A 21,084-nucleotide genomic window follows, 5' to 3' on the forward strand; every position below is an offset into this window, starting at 1 on the left:
TCGTTGCGTGGCCCGTCACTTGGCGATCAGCACCGCAGGCGGCGCGTCGGGATGAAAGTCGTCGAAGAACGGGTATTCGCCGGGATCGAGCCCCTTGATCACCATGTCCGTGGTCACCCCCGGAGCGATGACCTTCTCCTTACGCAAAGGCAGGCTCTCGAATTCGGCCGGCGTCTTGCCGGTGTTGACGAGTTGCAGCTCGATCCGCGTGTCGGCGGGGACGTCGATGCGCAGGGGCGTCATCTTGCCGTCCTCGAAGACGATCCTGAAGACGGGATCGCCTGCGTACGCCTGCCCGGAAAGTCCGGAAACGGCCCCGACCAAGATCGGAGCCACACAAAACAGGCGACAGGACCAGCTTGAGACAATGGCATTAGTAGCCACCTTTTTTACCCGTACCGGCATAGACGAAGTCATATTTTGCTTCGAACGGTTTGAACCAGGGAGCGACACCAGTCTCTTTGTCCACGTGGCGACCAAAATGGACATGCTGGTTCGCCGACGGCGGAGAAATCCTGAGGATCAGCTGATACCTGCCATTGCCCGCCATCCTGACGTTGTCGCCATAGTGCGGGCCGTCGTTGGCGACCATCGGCATGAAGGGACCCTTGGCCACCTCCGCACCGTCCTTCGTCAACGTGTATTCGACGACCAGATCGGGCACCCAGTCGCCTTTGGCGAAGCCGTTCTTGTTGTCTTTGGTGGCCTTGATGTCGGCCTCCAGATGGACGTCGCTGTCGGCTGCTAGCCGCATCATGCCGGCTGGTTCCATCTCGATGGGCTGCAGATAGACAGCCGCGACATCGAGCCCCTCTTGCGTCTGCGGCTTACCCACAGGGTATTCTTTCGCCGCAACGGAAAATGCCGTTCCCGTGAGGAGGATCGAAGCCAGCACTGTGATTCTAAGCATCATGTGGATACACCCCGTTGGATTTGTGATTGCAAATCATCCGCATTCGCGGCGGTGGGTCAACGGGGATATCGCGACATTGGGAAAATGTATAGTACGACATGGTGTCGCAGTAAGAAGCCGCCCAGTACGTCGTTCTCCCTGGTGGCAACGCTGTGGTGAGACCGATGTCCGCTCCCGGTTTCAACGTTCCACGGACCAGGAACTGTGACCGGTCGGGCTCTGTTGGGATGGATGCCGCCTGTTTCTGGTGAGGGACACCACCTGATGAGGATCGGCCTTCTGGAAGCGGAGGTCCTTCCCATGGAACCCACGATCATCGGCCTCGATTTTGCCAAGATGGAGTTCCAACTTCATGGTGTGGACGAGCGCGGCAACATTGTGTTCACCAAGCGGCTGCACCGCGGTGGAGTGCTGACGTTCTTTGCCAGCTTGGCGGCCTGGGTGATCGGCATGGAAGCATGCGCTCGCGGGCATCGCCGTGCGCGTGAAATCAGCAAGCTCGGGTATAGGGCCACTTGATGCCGATGTAGTCGGTCAAGCCCTTCGTCAAGCGTTACAAGAACGACTGGGCAGACGCTCCGGCAATCTGCGCGGCCGTTCAGCGCCCCACCATGCGCTTCGTATCGATCAAAAGCGAGAACCAGCAGAGCACACTGGTCATCCATTGCGCCGGCATCACCGCTGGTCTCCGTGAATGGCGATCAGGACGGCATTGGTCTCACTGCGCCGGCGGGCGAACATGTGGACGTTGCCATGGCTCGCGCCCTTGATTAGCTCCAGTTCGATGAGCCGCCGCTCAGTTCGCCAGCGGGCAGCGTCGGGGCGATCGCTCCCTTATCCAGGCCGGCCACCTCGGCCCGAACGCCCTTGCGCAAGCTGCCAAGCGGCTGCCGGAGCAACACTGATCCTCGCATCGTCGACACGATCCTCCAGATAATCCCGCAAATAGTAAGTCCGTCCCTCCCGTCTTTGATGGTTCGTGTTGGTGCGGACTGTGGAGCGGTAGCATCCTTAAAATGCAAATGATCTGAAATAGAAAAACCTAAGCCTGCACCTCCTTCGGCCAGACATTGGGATTTTGCATGATTTCTGTGGGCTTCCGGTAAGGAAAAGAGACGCCACCAAGCTCTGTTTTTTCGGGAGGCGTATGATCCGGCGGCACCCACTTCCGACATTGGGATTTTTCAACATCGGGTCCACCGCCGACGAACCTTGCCGACCCTAGGCTTCTTCCGAGCCGCGAATTCACCGCGAACATGCGAAGGAGCCATCCAATGCACGCGACACACGACGCACGGGCGTCCGGCGCCGGTATGCTGAACAAAGTGCCGGAGGTCACGCTCATCTTCTGGATCATCAAGATCATGTCCACCACGGTGGGTGAAACCGGGGCCGACTATCTGGCCGTCCATGTCGGCCTGGGGACCGGCCTGACCGGTGCGATCATGGCCATGCTGCTGGGCGGCGCGCTGCTGCTGCAATTGCGGGCGCAGGCCTATGTGCCCTGGATCTATTGGTTGACCGTCGTGCTGGTCAGCGTTGTCGGGACCCAGATCACGGATGCGCTGACGGACGGCCTGAATGTCAGCCTCTACGTCAGCACCACGGTGTTCGCGGTGGCCCTGGCGGCGATTTTCGCCACTTGGTATGCGGCCGAACGGACGCTGTCGATCCACACCATCGTCACCAGCCGTCGCGAGGTGTTCTACTGGACAGCGATCCTCTTCACTTTCGCTCTGGGCACGGCGGCCGGCGATCTTGCGACCGAGGCGCTCCAACTCGGTTTCCAGCTCGGCGTGCTCGTTTTCGGCGGGCTGATCGCGCTGGTCACGCTCGCCTACTACCGCGGCGCCAACCCGATCCTGACCTTTTGGATCGCTTATGTGCTGACCCGACCGCTTGGCGCATCGCTGGGCGATTTCCTGTCGCAGGCCCAGCAGTACGGTGGTCTGGGTCTCGGCACGATCATGACCAGCGCCGTCTTCCTGGTCGTCATCGTGGCCCTGGTGGCGATGGTGAGCGTCACCGCTGTTCAGCGTCGCAATGCATCCGTGGGCGATGAGGCCTGATGATCCTTCCCTTCATGCAAAGCAGAGATCGTCGATGAAACACTCCTGGATCGCACTCACCGCTGTTGCGCTCGTTGCCACGGGTGCCGTGGCAGTCACATATTTCATGCCGGTAGCAGGCGCGGTTTCGCAGGCCGAAGCGTCTGCCGGACTGGGCGACATCTCGGGCTTCCGCAAGATTGTCGTCGATACGGCGGCCCTGGTCGATAAAGGGGACCTTGCGGGCGCGACGATCCGCATCAAGGATCTTGAAACGTCATGGGACGAGGCGGAAGCGGGCCTGAAGCCCCGAGCACCGAGCCAGTGGCATGCGGTCGACAAAGCCATCGACGGGGCACTGTCGGCTTTGCGCGATAGCGCCCCGACGGTGGCCGCGTGCAAGAAGGCTTTGACGACCCTGCTCGATACCATGGACAGCAACGGCACACATGGCTGAGTGACCATCGCGCCGACCAGCGGCTGCCGGATTGACGGGGCTGACGACACAATAGCCGGACATTCCGAAGGAAAGAGGCGCGGTGGGCATTCCCATCGCGCCTTTTCGATGTGTCGGCGGTGGTTGTGCGGGAGGGGGCCGCCGGCATGTGCGACATGCCTTCAAGGGCGCTGGAGCCGGTGCCGATCCAAAGAAAATGGCCCGGAAGTCTCCTTCCGGGCCAGACACAGACGTCATCAAGATCATTCGGCGTCGTTGTCTTCCTGCTCTTCAGCATCGCCCTGTGCGACATGACGCTTCACAACACTGCCGGAGGCTGCGTCCACGACCACAGTCTCGGTCGCCTTGTCCTTGGCGACCTCGACACCGAAGGCCACCTTTCCATTTTCCTGCAGGATGTCGGCAGACAGTGCCTTGCCGCCGGTTTCCTGTTCGGCGGCGGTCACCGCCTGCGACAACGAGATCTTCGCCTGCGACAGCGCCGACAGGTCACGGGCGTCTTCATGGGTCTTCTGGGCGGCCTGCGCGCCGTAGCCGATGCTGGCCACCAGCAGCGCCGCACAGATCGCGGATGCGGTCTTCATGACGGTCTTCATACGATTGGCTCCTGTTGCGGGGCATCATGCCCCGGTGACAGGCAATCCTAGGCGGGGCTGACTTACCGGCCTTTGGCGAGCGCTATACGGATTGGTAAGATCGAGGCCGCATTCTCGCCATGACCGGCGGCAGACCCTCTGGATCGGGCAGCCAAGACTGGCAGATCGCCAGCGGTACGGCCCAGTTCGGACCGGAGTGCCGTCATGTAACCGGGTCGATCAACGGTTCGGCTTTGCCGGAGAGCGCAGTCGCCGCCATAGGAACCAGGCCACCGCCGCTACGATCACGACGATCACCAGCATGTCGAAGCGATGCATCCAGTCCCGCAGCGTCGGGTCGCTGTTCCAACGTTCTCCCAGCGCGTAGCCGACATAGGCCAGCCCGAAGCACCAGGGCCAGGAGCCGATGAAGGTGTAGAGATGGAAGCGGAGCCTCGGCATCCCGGCCATTCCGGCGGGAAGGGCGATGAAGGTCCGCACAACCGGCAGCATCCGGGCCACCAGCACCGCCGGGCCGCCGAGCCGGGAGAAGAAGCGCTCCGCCAGATCGAGGTCATGCTCGTCGAGCAGGACGTAGCGGCCCCAGCGCCGGATCAGCGGCCGTCCGCCCCGCCGCCCCACCGCATAGGCGATCTCGGATCCCAGGTTGCAGCCGATCGCCCCGACGCTGGCGACCAGCATCAAGTTGAAGTGTCCTGTCGAGACGAGATAGCCGGCAAAGGGCATGATGACCTCGGACGGCAGCGGAATGCAGGCGGACTCCAGCGCCATCAGCATCGCGACGCCGGGATAACCCAGCGTCGCGATGACCGATACGATGATCGATCCGAGTGCTTCGAGAAGATGCCCCACCACGTCCTCACCTGCGGTCCAGCGGGAATAGGGCAGCGGGCAGATGCAGCCGCCGCACGGCTCCCTCGTAAAGCCGGACGATGGCCGGCGTCAGCAGACGATCAATCAGGGGCCGGACCGGAACGACCAGCAGCGATGCGGTGGCGGCGACCAGAAGCGCTCCAGCCATGTCCAGCGGGAAGTGAACACCGAGATAGATGCGAGCCCAGGCGACGCCCATGCCGAAGGCCATCATTCCCCAACCCAGCCGCGGCCAGGAACCGCGCAGCAGCAGGCTGACCCCGATCGTCCACATGAAGGTCGCATGGTCGCTGGGGAAGGACGAGTCGGCCGCATGTGGGATCAGCTGGTGCCCCAACCCGATCATGAAGGGGCGCGGATGCTGCCAGATAGCGCCGATCACCGTGTTGATCAGGGCCGCCGTCAGCAGGGCGCAGCCCGCACCGACCAGGGCTGAACGCCCGTTGTGCCGTCCCCACACCCACAGCACCGCGATCAGCGCCGCCGCCAGCACCACCACGTCATCCGCCAGGAAGCGCGCCAGCAGCAGAAGCATGGTCTGCGGATCGGGCGGGGCGTTCAGCAGGAGGAACAGATGCCGATTCAAAGCTTCCATGAGCGAGGTCCACTTGTTTCGATGCGATGACAGGCCGGGCAGACAGATGGGCAGTGTGGGGCCCTTCGCGCGTGACGCCGAAGGCTAGGGCTGGAGCGTTCGGGTGAGTTCGGGAGACTGGCGGGGATCGGCGAAGGCCCGGTCTGCGGCACGTTGCAGGCGTTCTTCATGACGCCGCGCATATCGCCACCCCAAGACCCCGGCGAGCAGGGCGATGCCGCCGGCACCGACCGCCAGGGGGCCATGATAGCGCTCCAGTGCCTGCCCGAAGCTCCAGCCGCCCAGGCCGAACGCAATGGACCAGAGCAGCCCGCCGCAGGCATTGGCGACCAGGAAGCGACGCCAACACATACGGTTGGCGCCGGCGAGCAGCGCGGTCAGCACCCGCAGCAGCGCCACGAACCGCCCGAGCAGCACGACCTTGCCGCCGTGCCGTTGGAACAGGTACTGGCCGAGCCGCAGCCGCGGTTCGGTCAGCCGCAAGAGCGACCCATAGCGCACCAGCAACCGGTAGCCATAGCGCCGACCGATCAGGAAGCCGACATTGTCACCCACCACGGCTCCGGCAGCCGCCGCGCCGATCACGAACTCGATCCGGAAATCGGGGGAGGCCGCCGCCAGGATCGATCCGGCGATCAGCGTCGTCTCTCCCGGCAGGGGCAGACCCATGCTCTCCAGCGCAACCACGCCAGCGATCAGCCAATAACCGTAACCGGTCAGAAGTTGGGGAATCAGGCCGTGGAGCGGGAGAGACATCGCGTCACCTCGAATGCTGCGCCGTGACCGGGGGGCATTCCCCGGCCGGCCGGGCCGACAAGCCGTCACGGAGATTGAAGTCAAGCGAGACCCGCAGGCCCGGGCCGTTGTCCGTCACGGACACCGTCGCCTCATGACGGTCCGCGATGGCCTTCACCAGACTGAGACCAAGCCCGCTGCCATCGGTGGTGCGGCTCCGCTCCAGCCGGTAGAAGCGGCGGAAAATGCGTCCGCGCTCTTCCGCCGGCACACCGGGACCGTCGTCGGCGATCGTCAGCCGCGCCACTCCTGGACCGGCGGCCAGAGCCACCTCGATGCGCGTTCCGGCCGGGGTGTGCCGAATGGCGTTCTCAACGAGATTGACGAGCATTTGGGTCAGCAATTCGCGGTCGCCCGCAACCACCGCCGGGTCGAGCCGTGGACTGACCAGGACCTTGCCGTCCTCTTCGGCCGAGGGCGTGAAGGCCTCGACCACTGTCTCCACGATGACGTGAAGCTCCACCGGGTCGCGAACCGGCGGTCGAGCGCCGCCCTCGATCTGGGCGATGCGCAGCAGCGCGGCAAAGGTCTCCAGCAGCGTGTCGGTTTCCGCCAGGGCCGCGTCCACTGCGACCGCGTAGTCGTCGGTCGATGCGGCGGTCGCCCGCACCCGCTCCAGACGCTGGCGCAGCCGCGCCAACGGAGTGCGCAAATCGTGGGCGATGTCGTTGGACACCTGCCGCAACCCCTCCATCAGATCGGCGATGCGGCCGAGCATGCGGTTCAGCGTATCCGAGAGCCGGTCGAGGTCGTCGCCGGTTCCCCGCACCGGGATGCGGCTGGCCAAATCACCGGCGATGATCGCCTCCGCCGTGCGCGAGATGGCATCGACCCGCTGCAGGAAAGCCACGCTCAACAGAGCGCCGCCGGCGACCCCAAGCCCGAGCGTTACCAGCACCGCGACGGAAAATGCGTGGAAGATCGCCTCGTCGGCATCCTCTATCCATTCAAGATCGTCACCGACCGCCAGCAGCGTGCCGTCCGGCAGCCGGACCGTCAGGGTGCGGATCCCCACGAGTTCGCTCTCGTCGCTGGGCATCCGGTGCGGTTCGATGGTGCTCCAGCCCGGCTGAGGAACCGTCGTCATATCGCCGGCCAGAATGGCGCCGCCTGCATCGGCGACGAGTTCATGCAGCGCGCCGGGACGGCCAGCGGTGCGCCGCACCTCGGCAGCGAGCTGCGCCTGCCCGCCGGCCTGGAATTCACCGCGGAGCCGGTCGAGATCGGCCATGATCCGGCTGTTCATCTGCTGTTCCAACGCCGCGTGGGTGGTCCAATAGACCACTCCCCCCAGTATCAGCGCCGACACCGCGAAGATGAGAGCGAAGGCGGCGGCCAGCCGGAAACTGGCGGTCCGGAACAGTCTAGGCAGGGTCGTCATTCAGGGTGTATCCGGCCCCGCGTACCGTGCAGATCAGCTCTCTGCTGCGGCCGCGGTCCACTTTGGCCCGCAGGCGGCTGATGTGGGTTTCGACGATGTTGGTCTTGGGGTCGAAGTGGAAGTCCCAGACATGCTCCAGCAGCATCGTGCGGGTCGTCACGCGCCCGGCATTGCGCATCAGATACTCCAGCAGCTGGAACTCGCGCGGTTGCAGATCGATGGATGCGCCTCCTCGGGTCACGGAGCGTTTCAGGAGGTCCATTTCGAGGTCGGCCACCCGGAGCACCGTGGGGACGTCGTTCAGCGGCGGACGCCGCACCAGAGCATTAAGACGGGCCAGCAACTCGGCAAAGGCGAAGGGCTTGACCAGATAGTCGTCGCCGCCAGCCTCCAGCCCCTCCACCCGGTCGCCGATCCCACCGAGGGCGGTGAGCAACAGCACCGGCGTTTTCACTCCCGCACCGCGCAAGGTTTTCAGCACCGAGAGTCCATCGAGGCCCGGCAGCATCCGATCGACGACCAAAGCGTCGAACGGCTGTCCCGCGGCGAGAAGCAGGCCGTCGCGCCCGTTGCCCACGCATTCAACGCTGTGCCCCTGTTCTCGCAGACCGGTCTGGAGATAGCCCGCCGTTTCCGGATCGTCTTCAATGATCAATATCTTCATTGGCGCAGCCCCCCGATCCCTCCTCGAAATGTCCGTCTCTGATCCTCACAGCCGGTCAAACAAGATAGTCGAAGTCGTCTTAATGGGCGGTCACTGATTCTATACGGATTTGTAACCTGGGCACCTCCCGAGGCGGATGGAATGAACAGCTCCTTCAACTTTCCCGCTATCATTTCACGAGGGACATCTGCCCCTCTATGGGCACCGTCAACTCGTTGGCACCGACCTTATGGCTGGCGCATTTCGGCCACGGATGCCCAGAGATCGGAGGATCAAGCGGCCAGCGGCGCACCGGCGACTTCGGCCCAGGTGGCGAAGGCCTGAGCGCGGGCGGCGCGGTAGTCGGAGGCGGGGCGTTGGTCGCGGCGGAGGTGGAAGAGGTTGGCGATCGGGTCATGGATAGACAGAAAGCGCTGCACCTGTCGGGCCGATTTGAAGCGCTTCATCTGCCGCTCGCGTCGCCGGGTCGGTTGGTGCGAGTTCTCGGCCCGGTTGTTGATGCCCTTGTGCTGGCGATGCTCCACCCCCGGCATGATGGTCCGCTTGGCCGCGGCGTAGGACTTGAGTTTATCGGTCACCAGCACCCGCGGCGCGCGGCCCTGCTTTTTCAGCAATTTGCGGAGCAGGCGCTTGGCCGCCTTGGCATCGCGCCGGCCCTGCACCAGCACATCGAGCACGAAGCCATCGCGGTCGACAGCCCGCCACAGATAATGTTTCTTGCCGGCGATGGTCAGGACGACCTCGTCGAGGTGCCATTTATCGTCCCCGCGTGGCGCCCGCCGACGCAACCGATCCGCGATCTCGCGGCCGAACTTCAAGGCCCATTTCCGCACCGTCTCATGGCTCACGGTGATGCCGCGAGCTGCCAGCATCTCCTCGACCATACGCAGGCTCAAGGGGAAGCGGAAGTAGAGCCACACCGCCGTCGCGATAACCTCGGCGGGGAAGCGGTAGCCGACGTAGCGGGGGTCACGAGGCGTCGTCATGGCAACCCTATACCCGTACCCCAGCCGCACCGCCACTGTGGACTTGACGGTACCTTTGCAGGGGAAGCTGCGCCCGTATCAGAGAGCCGGCGTGCAGTGGCTACACCTGCTCTCTGGGCTTGGGCTGGGCGCCTGCCTTGCCGACGACATGGGGCTCGGCAAGACAATCCAGGTTCTCTCCCTGCTGCTGGTCCAGCGCCAACAGCACGCCGAGGGCCAGCCTAGTCTCCTGATGGCGCCGGCGTCCCTGCTCGCCAACTGGACCGCGGAGATCGAGCGTTTCGCGCCCAGCCTGAGGGCGAAGATCGTCCACCCGTCCGCCATGCCGGCGGATCAGGTCAGGCAGATAACGCCAGATGAGTTCGCAGGGATTGACTTGGTAATCACCAGCTATGGCACTCTGCTGCGCGTGCCGGCACTGGCCAGGACGAACTGGCGTCTCATCGTATTGGACGAGGCGCAGGCGATCAAGAACCCGACCGCCAAGCAGACCAAGGCGGCCAAGGCTCTCAAAGCGGGGGCGCGCATCGCGCTGACGGGCACGCCGGTCGAGAATCATCTCGGCGATCTGTGGTCGATCTTCGACGTCATCAATCCGGGCCTGCTGGGAACGGCCAAGCAGTTCAAGAGCTACACAAAAACCCTGGCCGAACGGGCGCACAATCCCTATGGCCCCCTGCGGGAGTTGGTGCGCCCATACATTCTGCGGCGCATGAAGACGGACCGCTCCGTCATCGCTGACCTGCCCGACAAGACGGAGGTTTCCGCCTACTGCGCGCTCAGCCGTAAGCAGGCTGCTCTTTACGCTCAAACAGTCTCCGACTTGGCGGACGCGCTGCAGGAGGCCGAGGGCATCCAGCGCAAAGGCGTCGTGCTGACGACGCTGATGCGGCTCAAGCAGATCTGCAACCATCCCTCGCAGTGGCTCGGCGACAACGCCTGGGCCGAGGAGGACAGCGGCAAATGGGCCCGCCTGCGAGGAATCGCTTCGGTGGTGGCAGCCCGCCAGGAGAAGATGCTGGTGTTCACCCAGTTCCGCGAGGTGACGGCGCCGTTGGCGTCGTTCCTGGGCGGGGTGTTCGGGCGACCCGGACTGGTGCTGCATGGCGATACGGCGGTGAAGAACCGCAAGGCGCTGGTCGACACCTTTCAGAAGGACGAGACGATCCCATTCTTCATCCTGTCGCTAAAGGCCGGCGGTTCGGGCCTAACGCTGACGGCGGCATCGCACGTCGTGCATTTCGACCGCTGGTGGAACCCGGCGGTGGAGAACCAGGCGACCGACCGGGCCTTCCGCATCGGCCAAAAGAAGAACGTGCTGGTCCACAAGTTCGTCTGCCAGGGCACGGTCGAGGAGCGGATCGAGGCCTTGATCGAATCGAAGAAGCGGCTGTCGGATGATCTCCTCGCTGGCTCGGATGAGATCATTCTTACCGAGATGGCAAATGAGGACCTGCTGCGGCTGGTGGCCCTTGATCTGAACGCCGCGACGAGGGAGTGACGCCGATGGGATATGGGTATGGAGGATGGGCGCCGTATGTCCCGGTCGCCGAACGCCGTCGACGGGCGGAGCGCGAGATGGCAAAACTGCGCAAGAAGGGGCATCCGGTTTCACCGGTGCGGATCGAGGGGCGCACCATCGCCCGGACCTTCTGGGGCAAGGCGTGGTGCGATAACCTGGAGAGCTATCGCGACTACGAGAATCGCCTGCTTCGCGGCCGCACCTATGTGCGCAACGGCTCGGTGGTTGATCTGCAGATCGCGCCACGGCAGGTGAAGGCGATGGTCAGCGGCTCGGCGATCTACACGGTCACCATCAGCATCACGACACTGCCCGAGGCCCGGTGGCAGTCACTGTGCCAGGGATGCGCCGGCGGGATCGACACCCTGGTCGAATTGCTCCAGGGGCGGTTTTCCAAAGCGGTGATGGAGCGACTCTGCCGTCAGGAAACTGGGCTGTTCCCCACGCCCTCGGAAATCCGGTTCTCGTGCACTTGCCCTGACGCGGCGTGGATGTGTAAGCACGTCGCGGCGGCCCTCTATGGCATCGGGGCGCGGCTGGATGAAACGCCCGAGCTTTTGTTCCGGCTGCGTGATGTGGACGAGAAGGACCTGCTGGCCAGCGTGGACCCGGCAGTACCTTTGACCAGCATCGAGCCTGCGGCTGCGAACATTCTTGCGGATGAGGATCTTTCGGTACTGTTTGGCCTCGACATGGCTGGAGGGGAAAGCCTGCCACCGCTGGGCGGAGATGCAGCGGCGTCCAAGCCGCGTGCGACGAGGCGACGCCGGGACAGTGGTGCGCCGGCAATGGCGGTCTCGGACGCGGTGTCACCGCAGGACGCCGCCAAGAAGGTGAGGTCGCGCAGGAAGGTCAAGGAGGTGCCAGCGGCATCGGGGGCAGCCGCGGCGCCGCAGGCCGATCAACGCCCCCGACGCCGCAAACGAGGGGCCGTGTGGGACCCCGCGGACATCTACGAGCCGTGACCATTGTGTCGAGGCGGCCGGTGGCGGTGCATCCGATGCGATCGCCCATCGCACCAGAGGTGGCACCGCGAGGTTGGCCTCCAGGATCGCTCTAGTGAGCGGACTGGTCGAGGGACCAACCGGCGATCTGGCCCGGGTAGGTTCGCAGGTTCAAGTCTGGGGCGCGCAACCACCGAGAGTTGGGGCTTCCACCGATCGACGTTTGACCCCAGAACCGAGCGGAGGACGCCCTGAAAGTGTGGAAGTTTCGGTCCAGCACCCGCATGGGGAGCGGCTGAACTTCTCCTCCTACGTCGAGGTGCGGCTTGCGGCCATCAGCAAGCGTGAGCAGACTAAGCGTCGCCGCCCCCCTAAGAAGGCGTGCGCGAGGTTTGACCCGATCCCTGGATCGCTGGAACCGAACGCGCCCTGAAATTCGTCCGAGCTCTCCACCTGGACCAATGCGGAGACATCAGATAAGTCGCCGCCATCAGCTCTGAGGCGGCTTGCCCGGATGGCGGGCGAGCCAGCGGTCGAGTTGCCGGATCTCCTTCTCCTGGTCCGTGATGATCTTCCTCGCCATCTTCTGAAACTCAGGATCGCGTCCGTTCTGGAGTTCGGCTCGCGCCATGTCGACAGCCCCCCGGTGATGCTTCCGCATCATGGAGGCGAAGTCGTGATCAATATCGCCGGTCATGGGCTGCGCAATCATGGACTGCTGCATCTTCTGCATCGCCCCCATCATCGCCTGGGAGCCCGGGGAGTTGGACATCAAGCCCCTTTGCATCATGCCCTGATGTGCCTGCGTTCCCTGGTGCACGGCCGTAACCAATTATGAGGTCTCCCCCGAGTTGCGATGGAGGGGGTGCTGCTTTACTCTGGGTTCAATCACCTTGAGCGAAGGAGCTTTCCTTGTCCGACCCGATGCGCGCGTTGATCCAACGCTGGCGTGAGGATACCGGCGCGACGTACCGGACCTGGTTTCTGTGGAACGAGCGGGTGAAGAACTTCCGCTCAATCCGCCGCGGCATCCAGCAGGTTGTAACCGACATCGAGGCCGGCACCTTCGGCAACGTCTATCGCGGCTCGTCGCTGGAGACGGTGGTTCACTCGATCGCCGAGCAGCGCCAGATCTTCAAGGGAGCGGACCACGCTTTCCTGTGGAAACCCAAGCTGCGCATCCCGGACATCTATGAGAACCCGGACAACCAGCGCGCCTTCGGGCGGTTACTCGACGCCTGCGTCTGCTGCAACGTTGAGGCGCAAATCCTCGCCGCCATCCGGCAGATCGACGCCAAGCAGATCAAGGGGCTTGGGCCGGCGGTGGCGAACCTCCTGTACTTCCTGCACCCGACCCTGGTGCCGACCTTCAACACGGCCATCGTCAACGGCTACAACGCTCTGACCGGCGCCAAGGTAAAGCTCGGCCGGTGGGACGAGTTCCTGGCGATGCGCCAGGGCATCCTGGCGCTGAACGCCGAATACCGCGACTTGCTGTCCAACGATCTCGGGGCCATCGGCGGACTGCTGTTCGACGTCGGCTCCGCACGCTACGCCGCGCCGCCGCGCACCAACGATGCTGCCGCCCGCACCGTGTGGGAAGCCGACCTCGCCAAGGTGCGTGAGGAGAGCGCCAAGGCTTCCAAGGCTGCGGCCGCCGAGCGCGAGGGTGACCGCACGCACACCGAAATCCAGGGTTGGCTGCGTGATCTGGGCAAGGCGCTGGGCTACGATGTATGGATCGCCTCCAACGACCGCAGCCGGGCCTACGACGGCGGCAAGCTCGGCGAGGGCTGCCTTGAGCGGCTGCCGGAGGCGATCGAGAAAGCGCCTGGTGCCGACGCCATCCGGCTCATCGACGTCCTGTGGCTCGACCGGGGCAAGGCCCATGTTGCCGCTGCCTTCGAAGTCGAGCACTCGACCTCGATCTACTCGGGCGTCGTCCGCATGCTCGATCTGGCACTCGGCACCGAGGCACATGCCCTGGAAGGGATGTTCCTGGTGGCGCCGAACGGCCGCGAGGACGAGGTCCGCGCCCAGTTGACCCGACCGGCGTTCAGCCGCGTCGCCGACCTCCAGGTGCGCTACCTGCCATACGGCGAACTCGAGAGCCACCGAGAATCCATCGCCCGCTTCGGCACTGGCATGAAAGCGATCAACGCCATCGCCCGCACCCTGGTCTGAGCGGATTATAGTTCCGGCTTTAGTGGCTGAACTCGCCCTTTGCCATGGCGAGGTGGTGGGCCTTGGTCTGCTGGCGTCACTCGCGACTGCCGAGCCGGGGCGTTGCGGTATTGGCCATACGACCATTCAGGTCGAAAACGGCGGTGGCCATCTCCACCTTGTTCCGGTTGATGTCGTCTGGGGGGAACTGACATGACCCACCGCTGGCAAGGTATCGCCTACGCGCTGCTCTCGGCTGCGCTCTTTGGCGCCAGCACGCCGTTGGCGAAGGCGCTGCTCGGCGACATCACTCCGTGGATGCTCGCCGGTCTGCTCTACCTCGCTTCGGGCGTCGGGCTGGCAGTGCTCCACACTGTGCGCCGGCTGTGGGCTGGGCCGTCGTCGGAGGCGCCGTTGACGCTTCGGGACCTGCCCTGGCTGGTCGCCGTGATCGCGGCTGGAGGCATTACTGGGCCCATTCTGCTCATGGTGGGCTTGAGCACGACGCCCGCCTCGACCGCCTCGCTCCTGCTGAACCTGGAGGGTCTCTTCACGCTCGGCATCGCCTGGGTCGTGTTCCGCGAGAACGTCGACCGGCGGATCGCCCTCGGGGCGGCGGCGATCCTCGCCGGGGCATTGCTGCTGTCGTGGAGCGGCGGCCCGGAGGGGATCGGCTGGGGGGCGCTGGCCATCGCCGGGGCGTGTCTGGCCTGGGGCATCGACAACAACCTGACCCGCAAGCTGTCGAGCGCCGACCCGCTCCAGATCGCCATGCTCAAGGGCGCCGTCGCTGGGACGGTCAACGTGATCCTCGCCTGGTCCATCGGCGGCACATTGCCGTCCGCAGGTGCGTTCCTCGCGGCGGCGGTGGTCGGCTTCCTTGGCTACGGCGTCTCGCTCACCTTGTTCGTGCTGGCGCTGCGCCATCTGGGATCGGCGCGGACCGGAGCGTACTTCTCGCTGGCCCCCTTTGCCGGTGCCACCGTCGCGATCCTGGCGTTTGGCGAACCGGTCACCACGCGCTTTGTCGTCGCCGCCGCGTTGATGGGCGTCGGGCTGTACCTCCATCTCATCGAACGGCATGAACATGAACACCGGCACGAACCGATGGATCATGAGCACCGCCACGTCCATGACGAGCATCACCAGCATGAACATGAGGGTTGGGAAGGGCCGGAGCCGCACAGCCATCCGCACAGGCACCGGCCGCTTGTCCATACCCACCGGCACGACCCCGACATCCACCACCGCCACACGCATTAAGGAAGGAAGAGCCTTCCGCTTTCCCATGGATGGCGGACCGGGTTGCACGCCGTGCATAGGCATGGTTGACTCATCCCCTCCAGGGGGATAGGAGTCAGGCCATGAGCCATGCCAACAACCCCGATCTGAAGAACCGCCTGCGGCGGGCCGAGGGCCATCTCGCCACCATCACCCGCATGGTCGAGGACGGGCGTGACGGGATCGACATCGCCCAGCAGCTTCAGGCCGTCATCAAGGCCCTCGAGAAGGCGAAGAGCGTCCTCATCCTGGATCACATCGACCATCATCTCGAAGAGATCGTCGGTCCGATGCCGCGCGAGGACCGCGATCGTCTCGTCAAGCTGCGGGAAATCGCCAAGTACCTGTAGGAGCCTGACCATGTGCTGCCGCGCCGCCGTTGAGCGCGTCTTCGCCGAACTGGTTGCGCGGGGCGAGCCGGAAGGCCACGCCCGCGAAGCCGGCCTCGTCATCTTCCGGTTCCACCATCCCAATGTTCCGGCCTCCGAAGCGGCGGTGACGGTGGACTTCTGGACCCGGCCTTCCCTGCTTCACTAGGACCCCGTCATGCACTCCCATTCCATCGACACGTGGACGCACCGGCACGAGTTCCTCGGCGAGCATCACGACCGCAACGAGAGGCGCATCTGGATCGTGGTCGCGCTGACCCTGGTCATGATGGTCGGCGAGATCGTTGGTGGTACGGTGTTCGGCTCGCTGGCCCTGGTCGCCGACGGCTGGCACATGTCGACGCACGCGGCGGCGCTCAGCATTTCGGCACTCGCCTACGTCTACGCCCGTCGTCATGCCCGCAACGAGCGCTTCGCCTTCGGTACCGGCAAGCTCGGCGAGTTGGCGGCCTTCGCCTCCGCCATCATCCTGGCGATGATTGCCCTGCTGATCGGTTACGAGAGCGTTGAGCGTCTCGTCAACCCGGTGCCCATTGCTTACGGCGAGGCCATCGCAATCGCGGTTCTGGGCCTCGCCGTCAATCTCGGGAGCGCCTGGCTGCTGGGCGGTGAGCACCATCACCACGGACATGGGCACCATCACGACCACGGTGCCCATGAAGACCACCGCCGTCACGACCACCATCATGCCGACGGCCATGACGGCGGCCATAAGGACCATCCTCACGGGCATGAACATGGGAATGAGCATGGGCATGGTGGTCACCACGCGCACGATCTAAACATGCGGTCGGCCTATGTCCATGTCCTGGCGGACGCGGCGACCTCCGTCCTCGCCATTCTGGGGCTTCTGGCGGCGGGTCTGTTTGGCTGGACCTGGATGGATCCGATCGTTGGCCTGGTCGGCACTGCCGTCATCCTCAGCTGGGCCTACGGTCTCATCCGCGATGCCGGGGCGGTGCTCCTCGACACGGTGCCGGACCCGAAGTTGGCGACGGCTATCCGCAGCACCCTCGAGACCGGCGGGGACCGGGTCACCGACCTTCACCTCTGGCGGGTCGGTCCAGGCCATCTGGCGGCCATCGTCGCCCTCGTGTCCGATCACCCGAAGCCGGTGGCCACGTACAAGGCACGCTTGGCCGACCTGCACGGTCTCAGCCACGTCACGGTGGAGGTGGCACAGTGCGGGGGTCACCACTCCGGCACCAACCACGATCATCATCCCCACATCCACGCTGCGTGATGCCTGTCCCATACCCCCGCGGCTGATGACCGCGGGGGCCACCGGTGATCGTTGAACGGGTTTCTGGAGTCCGCCGTGTCACTCCGTTCCATCCCCAGCAGCGTCGTCGCACTGGGCTTCGTCAGCCTGTTCATGGACGTCTCCTCGGAGATGATCCACAGCCTCCTGCCCGTGTTCCTGGTTTCGGTCCTGGGCGCCAGCGCGCTATCGGTTGGGTTCATCGAAGGGATTGCCGAGGCCACGGCGTCCATCACCAAGATCTTCTCCGGCGTGGTCAGCGATTGGGTCGGCCGCCGCAAGCCGCTGTTGCTGTTGGGCTACGGCATGGCGGCGCTGACCAAGCCGGTCTTCCCGCTTGCCGACACCCTGGGGTCAGTCCTGTTGGCCCGCTTCCTCGACCGCATCGGCAAGGGTGTGCGCGGGGCACCCCGCGATGCGCTGGTCGCCGAGGTGACGCCGCCCGACCTGCGCGGCGCCGCCTTCGGCCTGCGGCAGTCGATGGACACCGTCGGGGCCTTCGCCGGACCGGCGCTGGCCATGCTGCTGATGGTCTTGAGCGGCGACGACTTCCGCCTCGTGTTCTGGATTGCCGTTGTCCCGGCCTTCATTGCCGTCGCGGTGATCCTATTCGCCGTGCATGAGCCCGATAGGGAGCCGTCCAGCGAACCACGCCGATTCCCCATCCGGCGCGATCAGCTACGGCGGCTGGACGCAACCTTCTGGGGCGTGGTCGCGATGGCGGCAGTTCTGACACTGGCGCGTTTCAGCGAAGCCTTCCTGCTGTTGCGCGCCCAGAGCGTTGGGGTGGAGGACGCCTACGCGCCGCTGGTGCTCATCGTCATGAACGTCGTCTACGCGGTTTCGGCCTACCCGCTGGGGCGTCTGGCCGACCGGCTGGACCGGCGCAATCTGCTGGCCTTGGGCGTCGGGCTGCTGGTCCTGGCTGATCTGGTTCTTGCCGCGGCTGGATCCGTGCTGGTTGTCCTGGCTGGGGCGGCGCTGTGGGGGCTCCATATGGGCGCCACCCAAGGGCTGCTCGCGGTCTTCGTCGCCGATGCCACGCCCGCGGACCTGCGGGGAACGGGGTTTGGCCTCTACAATCTCATGACCGGAATTGCTCTGCTGGCCTCCAGCGCCCTGGCCGGGTTGCTCTGGACCGCTGTGGGTCCGGACGCCACGTTCCTGGCCGGAGCCACCTTCTCCTTGGTCGCCCTGGTCGGGCTGTTGACCATCCTGCCGCGACGGAAGAGGCTGTAGCACTTCGGTTGCCCGGAGCGCCAGGCTGGAAAGCCGAGAGGTCGGTGGCCGTCCTCCACGCGGTACGGTGACGAGAATGGCATCTTATCTTTCGGGAATAACCGATCTGGTTGCCGGGCCTCCATACGCTGCGTACATGGCGGTTTTTCTGCTCGCCATGTCGGAGTCCATTCCGGTGATCGGGGCCGTCGTGCCGGGCACGGCCGTCATTCTCGGCATCAGTGCCCTGATCCCAGGGGGACAACTGGATGCTGTGCCGGTGATCCTCGCCGCGACGCTCGGCGCCATTGCTGGTGACGGGGCTTCCTTCTGGCTGGGGCACCGCTACCACGAGGCAATCCTGAGCCGATGGCCGATGAACCGGCATCCGGAGCTCGTCAACCGGAGTGATGCCTTCTTCCACCGGCATGGCGGCAAGAGCGTCCTGTTCGCACGCTTCACGCCCGGCGTGCGGGCGTTCATCCCCCTGGTCGCGGGCATGTTGCGCATGCCCGTGTGGCGCTTTTACGTCGCGAACGTGGCCTCGGCCCTGGTGTGGGCGCTGTCCCACGTGCTGTCGGGCATGTTGGTGGGTGCCTCCCTGGGCTTCGTCGGCGCTGCGGCCGAACGCGCCGCCATCCTCCTGGTCGTCGCCATCATCGTTCTCTGGGTGATCGCACGGCTGGTGCGCTACGGCGTGCGCAAGGCCATTCCGGTGTTGGCTGCCGGGCAACGACGGCTTTGGGAATGGTCGGCATCGCGGGACACCTGGATCGCCTGCCCGGTTCGCGCCATCCTCGATCCTGCCCTGCCCGAAGGGAAGGCTCTGGCCATAGCAGGGGGTATCCTGGTGGCGGCCTCCTGGCTGTTCCTTGGCATCCTTGAGGACGTGGTCAATCGAGACCCGTTGGTCCGCGTCGACGTCGGCGTCTACCGCCTGCTCCAAGGCTTGCGCACGCCGTGGGTCGACTCAGCAATGGTTGCCATCACCGAGTTCGGCGACACCTCGGTCACGCTGCCGGTCACCGTTGCCGTCGCGCTTTACCTGGCGGTTCGGCGCCGGTGGAAGACGCTGGCCTACTGGCTGGCCGCGGTCGGCGGCGCGGCCGCCATCAACACCGCCATCAAGGGCGCGCTGCACCGGATGCGCCCCGGTGCGCTCGGCTATTTCGGCTGGAGCGAGTTCTCCTTTCCGAGCGGACACAGCACGACCAACGCCGTCATGTACGGATTCCTGGCCTTCCTGGTGGTCCGCCGGTTGGGTCCAGGGTGGTGGCCGGTGGCCGTGCTGGCCTGGGCTGGGCTCGTGGTGCCGATCGCGTTTTCCCGTCTCTACCTGGGGGCACACTGGTTCTCCGACGTCATGGGCGGGCTCGCCTTCGGCATGGCGTGGGTCGCCGTGCTCAGCATCGCCTATCTGCACCACCAGCACCGCGGGCGCGTGCGCGGGCTGTTCGTCGTGGCCTGCATGACCCTCGTCGTGGCCGGAGGCGTCAATGTGTACCGCAAGCATGCGGCGGAGGTGCAGCGCTACGCCGCTCGGGAGGCCGCGCCCACCGTCCTTGCTGGCGACTGGTGGACCGGGGGGTGGCAGCGGCTTCCGGCCCGCCGGGTCGACCTCATCGGGGAGGAGGAGGAACCGATGACGGTCCAGTGGGCCGGTCCGCTCGAGGCACTGAAGGCAACGCTAAAGGACAGTGGATGGCGCGAGCCGGAGGGATGGACGATGACCAACACGCTGACGTGGCTCACAGCGGACACCGACCCGTTGAACCTGCCTGTGCTGCCTTACCTCGAGAGCGGGCGCGTGCCGGTCCTTACACTGATTCATCCGGCCGAAGACCAAGTGTCAGCGGCGGCCCGCTGGGTGGTGCGGCTTTGGGCAACCGGCTTCGAGCTTCGGAACGGCAGCACCGTGCCGATCTGGGTCGGAAGCGTCGTAGAGGAGCGCTTCACCCATCCGTATTCCCTGTTCACGCTCGGGCGCATGCAGCCCGACCTTGACGGTCCACGCGATGCGCTTGCCAGTGCATTGGGCGAAGTCAGCCTCGTGGGGCCTGCACCTCCGGTGGCGAGATATGAATGGGACCGGCGGGTGCTGCTGGCCCACGCCCGGTCCGTGTCGTCGAGCGAGGCCGCGCCTTGAGCCCACCAGCCTGTACTTTTGGCGGCTTACCGCTCCGCCCTGACCACAAGACCTCCAATCCGCCGTAATCCGGTTGGCTCCGCCCGTATTGGTCCGATGCCGCCTACACCTGCTTGCCGTACCGTGGTTGCCGCTTTTGATCGAGGAAAGAATGAACAACTGGAACGTCGACCTGTTTCTGGCCATCAATGGCCCGACCACCCCGGCTCCATGGGTTCTGCATCTGGCGACGGCCTTCGCTCAGGATCTCGTCTATGTCGGAGCGCTTCTCGCCGCCGGGCTGTGGATTTGGGGAGCACCGCAGAGGCGTGGCGGCTTGGTTGCTGTCGGCTGCGGTCTGCTGCTGGCGTTTGCCATCAGCACGGTGATCGGGCTGGTCTGGTACCACCCTAGGCCTTTCGCTGTGGGCATCGGCCACGCCCTGATGGCGCACAACACGGAGACCTCGTTCCCCAGTGACCATGGGACATTTCTGTTCACGATCGGGCTCGGGCTGATCGCTACGGGAGCGGCGCGCCGGTGGGGCGCCGTGGTATTCGCCCTTGGCATCATCACGGCGTGGGCGCGGGTGTACCTGGGCGTGCATTGGCCGCTCGACATGGCGGGATCCTTCATCCTCGCCAGCGTTTGCGCCGTGTTCGCTGTGATCGTGCGACCGCTAGCTGACGCGCATCTGGCGCCGCTTGTTGAACGCCTCTACCATTGGGTTCTCGACACGCTGCGCCTCCCACTCACGGTTTTCCCCCGACGGAACTCCTCAGTCCGATGAACCGGAGGGCCATTGTCTGAACAGCAGTTGAACCGGCTGTTCAGACCAGGCTCAGGCTCACCCTGGCATGCTCTCCTCCACGG

At 65.0% G+C, this 21,084-nt stretch carries 23 protein-coding genes; 13 read left to right on the top strand and 10 right to left on the bottom strand.

Translation table 11 applies throughout. The annotated features are described in order from the left end of the window. Positions 1 to 15: 15 nt before the first annotated feature. Together FZ938_RS25590 and FZ938_RS25595 are read right to left on the bottom strand one after the other, a co-directional pair. On the bottom strand, positions 16 to 489 hold the full coding sequence (locus tag FZ938_RS25590) for a cupredoxin domain-containing protein (protein WP_343287128.1): 474 nt from the start codon (positions 487 to 489) through the stop codon (positions 16 to 18). Then, complete coding sequence (locus tag FZ938_RS25595) at positions 374 to 913, bottom strand: iron transporter (protein ID WP_109154158.1); 540 nt, start codon at positions 911 to 913, stop codon at positions 374 to 376. The genes FZ938_RS25590 and FZ938_RS25595 overlap by 116 nt, the downstream gene beginning before the upstream one ends. Before the next feature lie 300 nt (positions 914 to 1,213). Here FZ938_RS25595 and FZ938_RS25600 point away from each other — a divergent pair, with 300 nt between their 5' ends. From FZ938_RS25600 to FZ938_RS25610, 3 genes are all read left to right on the top strand, one after another. Further along, positions 1,214 to 1,432 (top strand): transposase, encoded by a 219-nt coding sequence (locus FZ938_RS25600; protein ID WP_136706015.1) that lies wholly within the window; start codon positions 1,214 to 1,216, stop codon positions 1,430 to 1,432. A 755-nt stretch (positions 1,433 to 2,187) separates the two neighbouring features. Beyond that, complete coding sequence (locus FZ938_RS25605; RefSeq protein ID WP_211101165.1) at positions 2,188 to 2,982, top strand: COG4705 family protein; 795 nt, start codon at positions 2,188 to 2,190, stop codon at positions 2,980 to 2,982. Positions 2,983 to 3,016: 34 nt separating this feature from the next. Beyond that, on the top strand, positions 3,017 to 3,418 hold the full coding sequence (locus FZ938_RS25610) for a hypothetical protein (protein ID WP_136706016.1): 402 nt from the start codon (positions 3,017 to 3,019) through the stop codon (positions 3,416 to 3,418). 242 nt (positions 3,419 to 3,660) lie between these two features. Here FZ938_RS25610 and FZ938_RS25615 read toward each other — a convergent pair whose 3' ends face one another. The 7 genes from FZ938_RS25615 to FZ938_RS25645 all read right to left on the bottom strand — a co-directional run bounded on the left by FZ938_RS25615 (position 3,661) and on the right by FZ938_RS25645 (position 9,308). Next, positions 3,661 to 4,014, bottom strand: coding sequence for a PepSY domain-containing protein (locus FZ938_RS25615; protein WP_136706017.1), 354 nt, complete (start codon positions 4,012 to 4,014; stop codon positions 3,661 to 3,663). Positions 4,015 to 4,233: 219 nt separating this feature from the next. Beyond that, on the bottom strand, positions 4,234 to 4,866 hold the full coding sequence (locus FZ938_RS25620) for a DedA family protein (protein WP_246799106.1): 633 nt from the start codon (positions 4,864 to 4,866) through the stop codon (positions 4,234 to 4,236). Between the two features lie 7 nt (positions 4,867 to 4,873). Then, positions 4,874 to 5,482 carry a phosphatase PAP2 family protein gene (locus FZ938_RS25625; RefSeq protein ID WP_136706018.1) on the bottom strand — a complete coding sequence of 203 codons (609 nt, stop codon included), beginning with the start codon at positions 5,480 to 5,482 and terminating at the stop codon, positions 4,874 to 4,876. An 84-nt stretch (positions 5,483 to 5,566) separates the two neighbouring features. Then, a complete protein-coding gene (locus FZ938_RS25630; RefSeq protein ID WP_136706019.1) occupies positions 5,567 to 6,238 on the bottom strand; it encodes a DedA family protein in 672 nt (223 codons plus the stop codon). 4 nt (positions 6,239 to 6,242) lie between these two features. After that, positions 6,243 to 7,658, bottom strand: a complete 1,416-nt coding sequence (locus FZ938_RS25635) for a sensor histidine kinase (protein WP_136706020.1) — start codon at positions 7,656 to 7,658, stop codon at positions 6,243 to 6,245. Beyond that, on the bottom strand, positions 7,642 to 8,322 hold the full coding sequence (locus FZ938_RS25640) for a winged helix-turn-helix domain-containing protein (RefSeq protein ID WP_098736711.1): 681 nt from the start codon (positions 8,320 to 8,322) through the stop codon (positions 7,642 to 7,644). Before FZ938_RS25640 ends, FZ938_RS25635 begins: the two co-directional genes overlap by 17 nt. Before the next feature lie 272 nt (positions 8,323 to 8,594). After that, positions 8,595 to 9,308: an IS6 family transposase gene (locus FZ938_RS25645; RefSeq protein WP_109154871.1), complete on the bottom strand. Its 714-nt coding sequence runs from the start codon at positions 9,306 to 9,308 to the stop codon at positions 8,595 to 8,597. On the opposite strand from FZ938_RS25645, the gene FZ938_RS25650 reads away from it, so the two are divergent. Then, positions 9,307 to 10,809 carry a DEAD/DEAH box helicase gene (locus FZ938_RS25650; RefSeq protein ID WP_109154872.1) on the top strand — a complete coding sequence of 501 codons (1,503 nt, stop codon included), beginning with the start codon at positions 9,307 to 9,309 and terminating at the stop codon, positions 10,807 to 10,809. The two genes, FZ938_RS25645 and FZ938_RS25650, sit on opposite strands and share 2 nt — an antisense overlap. A 77-nt stretch (positions 10,810 to 10,886) precedes the next feature. Then, on the top strand, positions 10,887 to 11,795 hold the full coding sequence (locus FZ938_RS25655; protein ID WP_109154873.1) for an SWIM zinc finger family protein: 909 nt from the start codon (positions 10,887 to 10,889) through the stop codon (positions 11,793 to 11,795). A 469-nt stretch (positions 11,796 to 12,264) separates the two neighbouring features. Here the strand turns inward: FZ938_RS25655 and FZ938_RS25660 are convergent, their stop codons facing one another. Further along, complete coding sequence (locus FZ938_RS25660) at positions 12,265 to 12,564, bottom strand: DUF305 domain-containing protein (protein ID WP_486187578.1); 300 nt, start codon at positions 12,562 to 12,564, stop codon at positions 12,265 to 12,267. Between the two features lie 122 nt (positions 12,565 to 12,686). Here FZ938_RS25660 and FZ938_RS25665 point away from each other — a divergent pair, with 122 nt between their 5' ends. The 8 genes from FZ938_RS25665 to FZ938_RS25695 all read left to right on the top strand — a co-directional run bounded on the left by FZ938_RS25665 (position 12,687) and on the right by FZ938_RS25695 (position 21,001). Next, positions 12,687 to 13,958: a type II restriction endonuclease gene (locus FZ938_RS25665; protein WP_174757574.1), complete on the top strand. Its 1,272-nt coding sequence runs from the start codon at positions 12,687 to 12,689 to the stop codon at positions 13,956 to 13,958. Positions 13,959 to 14,150: 192 nt separating this feature from the next. Beyond that, positions 14,151 to 15,200 carry a DMT family transporter gene (locus FZ938_RS25670; protein ID WP_109154875.1) on the top strand — a complete coding sequence of 350 codons (1,050 nt, stop codon included), beginning with the start codon at positions 14,151 to 14,153 and terminating at the stop codon, positions 15,198 to 15,200. Positions 15,201 to 15,301: 101 nt separating this feature from the next. Continuing rightward, positions 15,302 to 15,568: a metal-sensing transcriptional repressor gene (locus FZ938_RS25675; protein ID WP_109154876.1), complete on the top strand. Its 267-nt coding sequence runs from the start codon at positions 15,302 to 15,304 to the stop codon at positions 15,566 to 15,568. A gap of 10 nt (positions 15,569 to 15,578) precedes the next feature. Further along, entirely contained in the window at positions 15,579 to 15,755 is a 177-nt protein-coding gene (locus FZ938_RS30715) for a hypothetical protein (protein ID WP_158282510.1), read from the top strand. Between the two features lie 9 nt (positions 15,756 to 15,764). After that, entirely contained in the window at positions 15,765 to 16,850 is a 1,086-nt protein-coding gene (gene dmeF / locus FZ938_RS25680) for a CDF family Co(II)/Ni(II) efflux transporter DmeF (protein ID WP_109154877.1), read from the top strand. A gap of 75 nt (positions 16,851 to 16,925) precedes the next feature. Beyond that, a complete protein-coding gene (locus FZ938_RS25685) occupies positions 16,926 to 18,107 on the top strand; it encodes an MFS transporter (RefSeq protein WP_246799108.1) in 1,182 nt (393 codons plus the stop codon). 136 nt (positions 18,108 to 18,243) lie between these two features. After that, positions 18,244 to 20,232 carry a bifunctional DedA family/phosphatase PAP2 family protein gene (locus FZ938_RS25690; RefSeq protein ID WP_199231055.1) on the top strand — a complete coding sequence of 663 codons (1,989 nt, stop codon included), beginning with the start codon at positions 18,244 to 18,246 and terminating at the stop codon, positions 20,230 to 20,232. A 151-nt stretch (positions 20,233 to 20,383) separates the two neighbouring features. Continuing rightward, a complete protein-coding gene (locus FZ938_RS25695; RefSeq protein ID WP_136706021.1) occupies positions 20,384 to 21,001 on the top strand; it encodes a phosphatase PAP2 family protein in 618 nt (205 codons plus the stop codon). Positions 21,002 to 21,084: the final 83 nt, after the last annotated feature.

Source organism: Azospirillum oryzae (genome assembly GCF_008364795.1).
Taxonomy (GTDB): domain Bacteria; phylum Pseudomonadota; class Alphaproteobacteria; order Azospirillales; family Azospirillaceae; genus Azospirillum; species Azospirillum oryzae.